Raw genomic sequence first — 13,513 nt, 5'->3', positions numbered from 1 at the left:
CCGCGCGCCGGTTTGCAGCAGCAGGCCGGCGCAGCACCGAGATTTATTTGATTCAAAGACATGGCAGGGCGCCGCGCCCGCCAGTGCAGTACCAAGGCAGCTTCATGACCGCAGAAAACCAGCCGGAACAATCCCCCAGCACGCCAGGCCCCGATGCCAGCGGCTATGGCGAAGGCGCCATCCAGATCCTGGAAGGGCTGGAGGCGGTGCGCAAACGCCCGGGCATGTACATCGGCGATACCTCGGACGGCACCGGCCTGCACCACCTGGTGTTTGAAGTGGTGGACAACTCCATTGACGAGGCCCTGGCCGGCTATTGCGACGACATCCTGGTGACCATCCATGCCGACGGCTCGCTGTCGGTGGTGGACAACGGCCGGGGCATTCCCACCGGCGTGAAGATGGATGACAAGCACGAGCCCAAGCGCTCGGCCGCTGAAATCGCGCTGACCGAGCTGCACGCCGGCGGCAAGTTCAACCAGAACAGCTACAAGGTCTCGGGCGGTCTGCACGGCGTGGGCGTGTCCTGCGTGAACGCGCTGTCCATCAAGCTCAAGCTCATCGTGCGCCGCGAAGGCCAGGTGCACCAGATCGATTTCTCGCGCGGCTTTGTGCAAAACCGCCTGGTCGAAGTGGTCGACGGCGTGGAAGTCTCGCCGATGCGCATTGTGGGCGCCACCGAGAAGCGCGGCACCGAAGTGCACTTCCTGCCCGACCAGGAAATCTTCAAGGAAAACTACGAGTTCCGCTACGAGATCCTGGCCAAGCGCCTGCGCGAGCTGTCCTTCCTGAACAACGGCGTGCGCATCCGCCTCAAGGACGAGCGCGATGGCAAGGAGGACGACTTCTCCGGCGCCGGCGGCGTGCAGGGCTTTGTCGAGTTCATCAACGGGACCAAGAAAGTGCTGCACCCCACCGTGTTCCACGCCGAAGGCAGCCGCCCGGCCGAGACCTATGGCGGCATCCCCGGCACCGAGATCGGTGTCGAAGTGGCCATGCAGTGGAACGACGGCTACAACGAGCAGGTGCTGTGCTTTACCAACAACATCCCCCAGCGTGACGGCGGCACCCATTTGACCGGCCTGCGCGCGGCGATGACCCGCGTCATCGGCAAGTACATCGCTGACCATGACCTGGCCAAGAAGGCCAAGGTCGAAGTCACCGGCGACGACATGCGCGAAGGCCTGTGCGCGGTGCTCAGCGTCAAGGTGCCCGAGCCCAAGTTCAGCAGCCAGACCAAGGACAAGCTGGTCTCCAGCGAAGTGCGCGCGCCTGTCGAGGACATCGTCGGCAAGCTGCTGACCGAGTACCTCGAAGAAAAGCCCAACGACGCCAAGATCATCTGCAACAAGATCGTTGAAGCGGCCCGCGCCCGTGAAGCGGCCCGCAAGGCCCGCGAAATGACGCGCCGCAAAGGCGTGCTCGACGGCATGGGCCTGCCCGGCAAGCTGGCCGACTGCCAGGAAAAAGACCCAGCGCTGTCTGAAATCTACATCGTCGAGGGTGACTCCGCAGGCGGCTCGGCCAAGCAAGGGCGTGACCGCAAGTTCCAGGCCATCCTGCCGCTGCGCGGCAAGATCCTGAACGTGGAAAAAGCCCGCTACGAAAAGCTGCTCTCCAGCAGCGAAATCGTCACCCTGATCACCGCGCTGGGCACCGGCATCGGCAAGGTGAGCGAAGACTCGGGCAAGAGCAGCACCGACGACTACAGCCTCGCCAAGCTGCGCTACCACCGCATCATCATCATGACCGATGCGGACGTCGACGGCGCCCACATCCGCACCCTGCTGCTGACCTTCTTCTACCGCCAGATGCCCGATCTGGTCGAAGCCGGCCACATCTACATTGCGCAGCCGCCACTGTACAAGGTCAAGAACGGCAAGGAAGAGCTGTACCTCAAGGACGGCCCTGCCCTCAACCAGTTCCTGCTGCGCGTGGCCCTGCAAGGCGCCAGCGTCAGCACCGGCGGCGCCAACCCGCGCACCATCGATGGTGAAGAGCTGGGCCGCCTGGCCGGCATGCACCTGGCCGCCGAAACCGTCATCGACCGCCTCTCGTCCTACCTGGACGCCGAAGCGCTGCGCGCCATCGCCGACGGCGTGCAGATCCGCCTCGACACGCTGGACGACGCCATGGTCTGCGCCCCGGTGCTCGAAGCCAAGCTGCGCGAGCTGACCACCACCGGCGTGCCCGCCGAGGTCACGGGCGAGCTGGACCCGCACACCGAAAAGCCGATCCTGCGCATCAGCCGCCACCACCACGGCAACATCAAGAGCTCCATCCTGACGCAGGAGTTTGTCGAAGGCCAGGACTACGCGGCGCTGGCCGCCGAAGCCCAGAACTTCCACGGTCTGCTCGCCGAAGGCGCCAAGGTCACCCGTGGCGAAGGCGAAAAAGCCAAGATGGAAAAAGTGACCGACTTCCGCCAGGCCATGCAGTGGCTCATCAGCGAAGCCGAACGCACCACCGCCCGCCAGCGCTACAAGGGCCTGGGCGAAATGAACCCCGAGCAGCTGTGGGAAACCACGATGGACCCCCAAGTCCGCAGCCTGCTGCAGGTCAAAGTCGGCGACGCCATCGAAGCCGACCGCGTCTTCACGATGCTGATGGGCGACGAGGTCGAGCCCCGCCGCGACTTTATCGAGACCAATGCATTGCGGGCGGGGAATATTGATGTGTGATGGGTGTCAGCGGCGTAGGGCGCCGTATTGTTTGCGACTCGCGACACAATTTTGCGACTGGATGCCACAAACCAAACGACTCACCTACCTTTAGGCGTTAAATGAAGACTCTTGGCATAGCCAGCAAAAAGAGCCCGGATTCATCCGGGCTCTTTTTTATATCTTTTTTCTATGGACAATTTGCAGTGATTGTTGTCACCTATGATCTCATTGCACTATTTCGCTCACAACCGCATAGCGGTCATTCGCGCACGGATGTTCGAGATGGCTCTGTGACGGCTTTCAACTCTTGATGGGCATGTTTTCGTAGCCCAAGCGGTGAGCGTTGGAGGGCGAGGTCAGGCCTTTCGCGCGAGCACCTCAAACTCGTGGTGAATTTCGGCTGGATTCGATGTGTTACGCAGGCCCGTGCTGAATCGCGCGACGGCATGAAGAAAACCCATGTGGTCAGTAACCCGGTAGAAGCCTGATTCTGGCTCCGGCCTTCCAAGACTTGGCGGCAAGGCCTCATCCCATCCCTCTTCGGCCGCTGGCCATGGCCGCAGGACATAGTCGCCCTTCTTGTGCGGGTACAGAACCCATTTACTGCCATCGTCAAAGGCGTAGCAGAAGAAGCTGCCGTTCAATTTCACCTCCTGCGCCCAAGGTGGAGAGGGTGGCGCCACAGGACCATCAGGCTCTTGGTGCTGCGTGAAAACGCGCGGTACAGGCTCTTGGATCACTTTGTTGGCAAATGCCGCTCTCAAAGCTCGAAGCTTTTCCCGTGGATCGAAGGCAACAGTAGATCTTGCAGCCAGGCGTTGGGCTTCCCGGCGACGCTCTTCCATTTGGGCAGCGAGTCGCCTTTGCTCCTGCTCCTGCTCCTGCTCCTGCTCCTGCGCCTGCGCCTGCTCCCGGATCAGGCGCTGACGCTCTTCCTCCTCAAACCGCGCCAGCAGAAGATCTGTATTGGTATCCAGCAACTCGCGCTCCTCGGTTGTCAGCGGTCGACCAGACCCACCGAAGTTGAACTGGGGCTGTCCCAGAGCTTTGGCGCTTCCATAGCGGCGCTCAAAGCATGTGCTGCCCAGCACCATCAGGACTCCGCCCTCGCGCACGATATGGATTGCCGCGTGCACCCCATGGCCACAACCAGGGTTCTGGCAGCGAACCCGCTCGTTTTCAGGTACACGAACAATAGCCAAGAGCTTTGAACCCATTGTTTGCATCTAGAACACCTCCGCTTTTTCGACAGTCTACAAGTGGCGGACCGAGCCAAACGGCACTTCATCCATCATTGCGCCCCGTCCATAGGACAATCCATGAATGACACTCATAGCCACCATCGCGGCAACCGGTAAAGATGTCGAGTCATTCAACACGCCACCGGACATCTGGGCGCATTGGCGGAAGCAGCCCATCGGCACCTTTGTCATTGGCCGACACCGAACGCCAGCAGTACTCAAGCGCAGTCCACGCGGTCTCTAGTTCCTTGCCGCAGCACCAGGATATGCAGAAAGACGGCACACAGCATGGAAGTGGCAGGAGGGACGACCGGCTATGAGCACAAGGTTTAAAGGCGGCTCAACGCTTAGCATTTGAGCAGACTGTGCCACCCATGAGTGGAATTTGAAGCGCGTGAAATGAACTGGGCCGACTGCCGCTATTGGGTCGGACCGATGACTGCATAGGGTCGAGCAGCAACAGTCATGCGCCGCCACTTGGAGCTGCTGGTACGATGCCTCAATTCGGCTACTTCCGGAAATTTGTGCCTTGTCTCTAAATTCGATAAATCCTCCTCTTTCCGTCAACGCCGCCCTTGATGCACTTGCAACCTTAGTAGGTCATGAGGTCGCGTTGCAGGGGAACCTACGCTTCGAGTTCGAAGGAACCGCCTTGGACCATTTCCCCAAGGCAGAACGTCGCAATGTGGCTGATGAGGGGCCGCTGGAGCCATCGAGCGTTTGGCTGAGCGTTGGGACAGGCGCATTGCAGTTCAACGAAGAACAGCTTCGGCGATGGCATGGTAAGCGAGTCTTAGTGCTCGGAACCCTGCTCGGTCCCAATGAGAAGCTTGGAGGGTGCGGCCATTTCTCGGCGTTTCCTGCTGAGATTCTGGCTAGGTCTATCGAGCGGCTCTAGTCGCCCAGAAGCGTTCGGACAACGAGATAGCTGTCGGTGCGCCGTGAGTTTTGAATTTTTCTCACTGAGGTTTGAACTCGGGGCTCAGTGAACTCAGCTCGAGGGCGTGCCGGGGCGGCTTCCAGCCTGTCGCCGGCCCGTGAGGCTGCTGGTGCGCCTGGTCAATTCGAAGGTAGGATGGTGGCTCTCGGCCAGAAGCAGCCAGCTAACCAATGCTGCTCACTGAGATAAGATGTGGGGATGCCGAGGCCTCGCCCCATTCAGTTTCGTGCCGTCCACGACAAAAATCGCTGGAGAAACTCGAGTCACGAGTCTGAAAAGCACGCGCTCGTCGGAAGCTCGTCGACAGACATACGCAGCGCTCGCGCGCTGTTTGACTATCGGAACACCGCGATTGACTACAGCGAGGAAGGTCGGCCGAGATACGTGGTGGTATGGGACCCAAAGGCCAATGTCGGTACGATTGTGCAGCCAGACTCGAACCAATCCGATGGCCTTCGCCACGCACTCATTCCCATGGAAGACATTGAAAGGTTCGAGCGGGAAGGTCCGCCCTCAAATGCTGAACTCGAACGCTATTTCGTTCTGAATTCAATCTGCATTTCAGCTGCTGATTTCGAAGATTTTGACAGTGTGCTCGAAGACTTCAACCAAAGGCTGGCTGTGTCGCTTAAAAGTAGTTCTGCCGACAGGAAGCGAAGGCTTGCACGCGCCAATCCCGTTCCAACCAGAATTGAAGTTCGCACCAGCGTATTTGTACGTAATACTGATGTGATCGCAGAGGTTCTGGAACGCGCTGCAGGCGTGTGCGAAGGTTGCCGGGAGTCCGCCCCGTTTGTACGTGCATCAAATCGCACCCCGTATTTGGAGGTTCATCATCGTGTCCAATTGGCTCGCGGTGGTCCGGATACAGTGGCCAATGCTATAGCGCTCTGTCCTAACTGCCATCGACTAAGGCATTTCGGTGTGTGGGTTGAGTGTTAGCAAACAGAAGGTTGGGCCACAAACATTGATTTGAACCTGAGGACGGCAATTTACGCTCTCAGGCTTCTCTCATATCTGTGGCTTTCGCTGCGACCACTGCAGCGAGCGAGACTCAGGAAGTGACAATCGCCTTCGCCCAAGAACTTGATGCCCGTGGAATCGGCCAGCAGGTGTAAGCCTTTGTCGCTTGCGCGGTAGTGCACCTGCACATTCAAGCTGTTTTGCCTGCGACACACCGTGCTGTAGTCGGGCACTGGCCAAGGCAGGCCTGCCATACGCAATAGCGACTGCACCAGGCCCAGTGTCTGGCGCAAGGGCTGGCCAAACAGGCTCTTGATGGTCAGGCAAAACTGGATGGCCGCATCTGAGAACTTCTGGCAACGACCACGCCTACCCGTGGGCAGGGCTAGCCACTGCATGTCCCTATCCAGCCAGATGCTCAGGTCTCCTCGCGCCTTCAACGCTGCGTTGTACGCCTTCCAGTTTGTGGTGCGGTATTTGCGCCGCCCCCAGTTCGTCTCACTCATCTCCTCAGCCTACGCTAGCTGAGGACGACATTTGTGCAACAACGCCCACCTCCAACCTAGTTGATTTGCCCAGCCTCACAGTAATAATTTCCGATGCGTGCACCAGCACTCCACCCTGTTCGAAGCCGCTGAAAGCGTAGACAAAGCGATTGGCATGTCTTCTCTGAAATCTCGTGCAAACAAACTTCACGACCAACGTAAATTTGCGATCCTTTTATAAAATAGATATAAAGCGAATAAAATCATATACTATGGTCAAGCACGTAGAAAGTTATCAACAGTAGCTGCCATCGCCATTCTTTTGAAATTTAGTTGATTTGCAAATCAAACCGATCAGAATCATAAAGATTAGCTCGACAAGACTTATATGAAAAAAACTCTTGCCATCCTAAAGAAATTGCTTTTAAAAAGTCTTCACAACGCATTATCTTGGTTGGAAGCCAAAGACAAATTCACTGGTGCTCACACCAAATTCTTGGATCTCGCGCCGACGGATGAGGCAGACAGCGCGGGCGTATACTCCGAAGCTATTCTATTTGCAACAAGCAATTCCAAGGTTTTTAATATTGCTCTAACAGGTCCCTATGGCTCGGGGAAGAGCAGCATTATAAAGTCCTTTTTAAAAAATTACAGACGATCAGCATTACATATATCTCTCGCCGCATTTATCCCTGAGAGCAACTCAGAGAGTGGAAATGTAAGCCGCCAAGAAATCGAAAGAAGTATTTTGCAGCAGATGCTATATGGAGCTGACGCCAACAAGCTTCCACTGTCACGCTTTAAAAGAATTCAGTCACCCAGTTTTTGGTCAATTCCTAAATCTCTCTACATAACATTGGGAATTCTCTCTCTCTGGTACATCCTGAGTCAGCAAACAAACATCATCAGCGGAAAGTTCTTTATTCCACTAGAATTAAGCAACTGGCTTAATTTGGGAATTTTCTTTTTCTCAATGATATTCTTATGGACGGCCTTACATCATTTTTATATCGCCAGCTTCGGACTGTCCCTGAAGAGCGTTTCATTGAAGGATGTTGAAATACGGCCAGCGCACGACGATCAGACATCAATACTAAATCGTCATTTAGATGAAATACTATACTTCTTTCAATCAACCGATTACGATCTAGTGATCATTGAGGATTTAGATAGATTTAATGACAGCGAGATTTTCGTAACATTACGCGAAATAAATAGCTTGATAAATGAGAATGCAGGCATCAAACGAACTATCAGATTCCTCTATGCCCTACGAGACGATATGTTCATCAACACCGATCGAACTAAATTTTTTGAATTCATTATTCCTGTAATTCCCATCATCAATTCCTCCAACTCCATTGACATGGTATTAAAGCAGGGAAGAAGACTTTCGCTTGACGAACGCCTCGATAAACAATTCCTTCGTGAAGTCTCGCGCTACTTAAATGACCTTAGACTAATCAACAATATATTTAACGAGTATGCCATTTATGTAGCCAATCTTGAAACTGATGGGGAGAACCTACTTGATGCAAACAAGCTGCTGGCAATTTTAATTTATAAAAATGTTTACCCAAAAGACTTTGAACAATTACATCGTGGCATTGGAAATCTGGCATCGATATTTAGTCGCCAGCAAGAACTGATTAGACAAGGGGAAGCGAGATATAGAAAAGACATCGAGAAAATGGAAGCACTATTAGTATTGGGTGAGCGACAAACCCCTTCAGACTTGCGAGAGTTGCGGCAAATCTATGCGATGGCAATTATCGAAAAACTTCCAACAGGCATCGTTCATATTAGTCTTGACAGACAAACACTGATTCCTCTACCGCAATTGGCAGATCACAGTGAATTTGAAAAATTGATTGCTGCTCCCCGTGTCTATCATCATTATTATAACAATCAAGGAAATTGGGCCGATTTCTCCAACCTTCAAACGGAAGTGGACTCTCAAAAATCCTACATTCAACGTAAGGATGAGATCCAAAACAAAGATGTTGACACTAGAAATAAACTACAAAAGAAAATCCTCGAACTTAGACTAATGATCCCAACACTTCGGACCATAAAGCTAAATAAACTATTGCGCTTGAATGCAGAACATGTAGAAGATCTATTCAAAGGGTTCGAATTAAATGGGGAGCTTGCACGCTTTCTAATTTTAGAGGGGTATTTGGATGATACCTACTATCAGTACACTTCACTTTTTCACTCAGGCCGCCTATCACCCAGTGACAACAAGTTTCTAATCCAAATACGCGCATTCATCACACCTGAGCCCAGTTTCCCTCTCGACAATCCCAAGGAGGTTATCGCAGCAATGCGAGACGAAGATTTTCGACAGAGCTACGTCTTGAATGTTAGGCTCGTAGATAGCCTTTTAGGTGATCAGTACCTTAAAGACACTCATGCGAAGCAACTCCTCGAGTTTTTGTCCTCCAATTTCGACATTTGCGAGGAATTTTTTAGCGCTTATTATATAAGTGGCCTTACCGCACCCGTACTTCTTCAAGAATTAGCGAATGTATGGAAAAATTTAGTGCCTACTTTACTCGTAAGCCCTAACAACATTTCCCACATTACTCAGTTGATCGCGAACCTACCGCTAGACTCATTGAGTACCCTAGCAAGGGAATTTCAAGACCTATCAGATTTTACAGCAGAAAATCTTTCCAAAATTCTTGCAACTCAACCTGAATTGACATCCGAGCGCCTTAATTGCCTAGATTTTGACGTGAAAGATTTCACGGAAATCAAAGATTATCCTAAAATAGTGCGCTTCATGTTCGAAGAGGAGAAATACGAGCTCACGATAAAAAATCTAGAATACATTTTCCAAGAAATCCTTCTTCAAAGTGATATTAAACCATTATATGCAAGTAATTTCACCACCATCCGCTCAACGAACAGCCCCCCCTTAATAAACAAGGTAGAGCGCAACTTCAGTAATTATATGCATGATATTCTGTTGAAGTTAACAGAAAATTCCGAGGAAGATGTGTCCGCTATTCTAGAAGTTCTTACCAAATATTCACTTGATCAAAGTGACTTGAGGAGCTTTTTGGATATGCAAAGTGCCAGACTGCCTTCACTAGAAGGTATATCTGAAAAATTGCACTCGATGCTCTTTCAGCTTAATGCGATAGAAGCAACTTGGGAAAATTGCCTCTCCTTCATAGAATCCACTGAATTTGAGCCAAATAGTCTGATCGGCTTTCTGGACTCGTATGGTGTGCGTACTGCAATCCTACAGCACTCAATACCAAGCGATGCGAAATCGTCGAAATTACGTCAATTTATTCTTAATTCAGTTTCGCTGTCTGATGACGCATATAAAGCTTATATACAAGCCCTCCCGAACCAGTTCACGGAACTACCACAAGAACTTGAATCAAGCAAAACTAGAATATTGATATCAAACAAAAAGATCACATTTAATAAAGCAAACTTAGATGTAATCGACGACAATCAAGATCTACAATTAATTTTCGTCAAAAATAACATCCATGCGTATCTTGATGAGCATGAGCACTTTTCCCTAGGTGATAACTTCAACGAAAAACTTCTACAATCTGATATAGATAACTCCATCAAACTTAAGTTAGTTGAACTAATGAATTTGGGCGCATCGGAAAATCCCCCAGAGAGATTTGCGCTTATTGGTTCAATTATTCATATTACAGATGGAAATATATCATCCATTGACAAGAAAATCGCTCAGTTATTAATAATCCATTCCTCCCCTGTAGAAACACAAATTTCGCTTCTCAATAAATATAATTCTTTATTGTCAGATGAAGATGTACGGTTTATTTTGGCCGCTTTACCCCGCCCATATTCAGATATTAAGATTGGCTACAACTCACCAAAATTAAAAAAGAGCTCAGACAATATTACTTTAGTTAAATCTCTTGATTCAAGGAATATCATATCCTCATGGGGAGAAGATAAATTATTTACGGATGAAATTAAAATAAATCTTTATAGACGCTAATTAGTGTTAGCGCCGATGCAAATCTGATCAGCTAAACCATAAAAGGGGGGTGCGGACGAAAACTTGGACTGCCAGGAGGCAGTTCATGTATTCATACGAAGATCGCATTCGAGCCGTTGAGCTCTACATCAAGCTGGGCAAACGCGTTAGGCCTACTATCCGGCAGCTGGGCTATCCCACCAAAAATGCGTTGAAGGGCTGGTATCGCGAGTATCAGCAGTGCTTCGATTTGCCTGCAGGCTATGCTGATCGCAAGCCCAAGTTCTCGCAGGAGCAGAAGAAGGCAGCCATTGAGCACTACCTCGCCCACGATCGGTGTATTGCTGCCACCATAAGGGCACTGGGCTACCCGTGCAGAGGAACGTTAAGTGAATGGGTTCGCGAGGCCTTTCCAGAGACCAAGAGAGCCATAGTCGGGAGTGTGGGCCAACGAAGGTATCCCGAAAGTGTGAAGCATGCCGGGGTCATGGAGCTTTGCACTCGGCAGGAAAGTGCGCAGGTTGTGGCCGAGAAGCTAGGCGTTTGCCGGCCAACGTTGTACAACTGGAAGAACCAACTTCTGGGACGTGAGGCACCCGCATCCATGAAACACACCCACCCATCCCCAAAGGAGCGTGAGCAGCAAGAGCTCGAGCGCCAGGTTGAGGCATTGCGCCGGGAGTTAAGGCAACTGCGGCTAGAGCAAGACCTCTTGAATAAGGCTAATGAATTATTAAAAAAAGGCCTGGGCCGAGATCTGCAGCTCCTGTCCAACCGGGAGAAGACACTGCTGATTGACGCCCTCAAGGAGCACTACCGCCTGCCAGAGCTCCTTGCACACTTGGGTCTTGCACGCAGCTCATACTTCTACCCTCGGTCCCGCACAGCGGTCGGAGACAAGTACCTTGTGGTGCGCCAGTCCCTTACCGAGATCTTTGAGTCAAACCACCGCTGTTACGGCTATCGCAGGCTGCAGGCCTCGCTGACCAGGCAGGATGTGACCATATCCGAGAAGGTGGTGCAGCGGCTAATGAAACAAGAGAGCTTAATCGTGGCCCAGCCCAAATGGCGCAGGTACACGTCCTACCTCGGCGAGATCAGCCCCGCGCCCGAGAACATCATCAACCGCAACTTCCATGCCGAAGTCCCCAACGAGAAATGGCTCACGGATATCACTGAATTCCAGATCCCAGCGGGGAAGATCTACCTGTCGCCGATCATCGATTGCTTCGACGGCATGGTAGTGAGCTGGACCATTGGAACGAATCCAGATGCTGAGCTGGTCAACACAATGCTGGATGCAGCGATAGAGACAGTGGCTGACACAAGCTCACCCTTGGCTCTCTCAGCCCTATCGAATACCGGGCGAGCCTTGGACTTACGGTGTAAAACCAGTCCAAGTTTTTATCCGCCCCCCCCTTTGTGGTTTAGCTGATCAGATTTGCATCGGCACTAACATCTTGACCATCGGAGCCAACACGGCTTGGCCAATCACCGCCGCACCAGGTCCCTCGCCTAACAGCTCGGCGATGCGACGCTCATCGAGGCGGCCCACTTTGATGTCCTCTCTCATCTGAGAAGCAAGCGCACCCTTGGCGAGGTCCAGCGTCTCGGTCGCCTTGGTCGAGAGCCCGTTGGCTGAGTTCGGGTCATGAATGGTCATCGCGTCGATCATTGGCCCAAGCGTCAGGAGCAGCGCCGCCGGAAGATGCGGCTTGAAGTTTTCAAGAACATATTTGGCGACGTTCAGCACACGCTGTGCCTGTCCATCTATCACACGAGCCAAGAGATCCTCGGCCTCAACCTCAGACAGCGCCGAATAGCCGGCAAGCTCAGCATGCACCTTGGCGGCGGCCTTGCCTAGCGAATGGGCTTCGATCTTTCGCAACAGCTCCGAGAACACGCGCTCTTGACTCTTAGTTGAAATCGCCGCAGCCAGACTCGCGTTGGGCTGCGCGGGGACAGCAACGCGGGCGATTGCCGTGGCAGACTCGATCTTTTTGATGTCGTTAGGCGGGTGAGCCGCCATGGGGTCAATGTCCACCGTCACGGTCTTGGTCACGACGCTCGCGCTCGCCGCGCCAAAGCGCATGCCGAAGTGGATCGAGGAGAACAGCGAGAAGCGGCCGAAGATTTGCCCGTCGACCGCATCGACGCCCACGACCACGCGGTGGCCGAACTCAAAGGCGTTGGGCGTGGCGTCTGGCTGCGGGTCGAAGTCCCACCACACGGGGGCCTGCCCACCCAAAGACGCGAGCGAGGCCTCATAGGCTTGGCGCGCGGGCTCCAACCTTGGATCGGGCGGACCGTTCTTCATCTCGCTGCAGCCGCCATTGATTTGGGCGAGCTTGGCAATGGCCTGCGTGTAGGCGATGAACTGAGCCAAGTCGCCAGAGCGAGCCAAGTCGGGGAACGCCTGGGCCAAGAAGGTCTGCGTCACATACGCTACTGCCCCGAGGCCGCACGGACCGCCAAAACGCAGCCGGTGGTGGACCTCACCAAGGTAATACGTGTGCTCCTGAGCCTTCTGCAACGGCGTCACATCGAGCCCGTTGGCCTTCTGCTCGGCCAGCCACTGGTTCATGGCCTGCCGGCTCGGAAAGGACATTTCCATTTGAACGCCATGGGCGATGGGCTTTTGGAAGAGCACGCGCGGGGCGGTAAAGGAACTCTCATTGACCGACAGCTTCAGCTCCTCGCCAGAGTGGGCGTCGTGTGCGCGCACGCTCTTGACTTCATTGGAGTGGTCAGGGACCACTCCAAGCATGGCGTTGAAGGCATCGACCTGATTCGCCAAGTCCGCGACCAAGCTGGAATAGCCGTTGTCGTGGGTCGTGCAGTAGATGTTCTTGTTGGTTCTGCGGCCACCGAGCGCCGCCGGAAAGACGTGTTCGCCGGACCCTGCAGCCCGGCCGCAGACGATGCAAGTATTGGCCATCTTCTACCCTGACTAGTTCGGTGATGTCCCATTTTCAGGCATCGCCGACTAAGCGTTGGTTGGCAAACCCCCGCCAGCGAACATGCCATAAACGACGTTCCAGTGAGCCGCAGAGCTCTTTGAGATAGATCCAAGGGCGTGCATGCTTCTCTATGTGGACGAGAGCGTGCACACAGGTTCGGATCTGTTTGACGCGGTCCAGCGGGCCTTGTACTACGGGGTAAATTCGAGCGACGTAAGTCTTGATGTACTGGCCGAGGCGCGACTGATTTTTGCGAAAGTGTCTTGGCGTGGACCGGCTGCA

Annotated in this window: 5 protein-coding genes and 2 pseudogenes; 4 read left to right on the top strand and 3 right to left on the bottom strand. The window is 53.3% G+C overall.

Going from position 1 to position 13,513, the window contains the following annotated elements:
- Positions 1-104 precede the first annotated feature (104 nt).
- A complete protein-coding gene (gyrB, locus tag N4T19_RS17380; RefSeq protein ID WP_182344529.1) occupies positions 105-2,681 on the top strand; it encodes a DNA topoisomerase (ATP-hydrolyzing) subunit B in 2,577 nt (858 codons plus the stop codon).
- 338 nt (positions 2,682-3,019) lie between these two features.
- On the opposite strand, the gene N4T19_RS17375 is transcribed toward gyrB, so the two are convergent.
- A complete protein-coding gene (locus N4T19_RS17375) occupies positions 3,020-3,889 on the bottom strand; it encodes a hypothetical protein (RefSeq protein ID WP_260718643.1) in 870 nt (289 codons plus the stop codon).
- Positions 3,890-5,318: 1,429 nt separating this feature from the next.
- On the opposite strand from N4T19_RS17375, the gene N4T19_RS17370 reads away from it, so the two are divergent.
- Positions 5,319-5,786 carry an HNH endonuclease gene (locus N4T19_RS17370; RefSeq protein WP_260718642.1) on the top strand — a complete coding sequence of 156 codons (468 nt, stop codon included), beginning with the start codon at positions 5,319-5,321 and terminating at the stop codon, positions 5,784-5,786.
- 125 nt (positions 5,787-5,911) lie between these two features.
- Here the strand turns inward: N4T19_RS17370 and N4T19_RS17365 are convergent.
- Positions 5,912-6,313 (bottom strand): annotated as a pseudogene (locus tag N4T19_RS17365) (IS5 family transposase); the annotation flags it as partial.
- A 367-nt stretch (positions 6,314-6,680) separates the two neighbouring features.
- Between N4T19_RS17365 and N4T19_RS17360 the strand changes: the two are divergent.
- Both N4T19_RS17360 and N4T19_RS17355 read left to right on the top strand, forming a co-directional pair.
- Positions 6,681-10,292, top strand: coding sequence for a YobI family P-loop NTPase (locus N4T19_RS17360; protein WP_260718641.1), 3,612 nt, complete (start codon positions 6,681-6,683; stop codon positions 10,290-10,292).
- 85 nt (positions 10,293-10,377) lie between these two features.
- Positions 10,378-11,601 (top strand): annotated as a pseudogene (locus tag N4T19_RS17355) (IS3 family transposase); the annotation flags it as partial.
- 105 nt (positions 11,602-11,706) lie between these two features.
- Here N4T19_RS17355 and N4T19_RS17350 read toward each other — a convergent pair.
- Positions 11,707-13,209 carry an HNH endonuclease gene (locus N4T19_RS17350; protein WP_260718640.1) on the bottom strand — a complete coding sequence of 501 codons (1,503 nt, stop codon included), beginning with the start codon at positions 13,207-13,209 and terminating at the stop codon, positions 11,707-11,709.
- Between the last annotated feature and the right edge of the window lie 304 nt (positions 13,210-13,513).

This window comes from Comamonas squillarum (assembly GCF_025309455.1).
Lineage (GTDB): Bacteria > Pseudomonadota > Gammaproteobacteria > Burkholderiales > Burkholderiaceae_C > Comamonas > Comamonas squillarum.
Note: the sequence above shows the minus strand (reverse complement) of the source record. Positions and strands in the feature narration are given on the sequence as shown.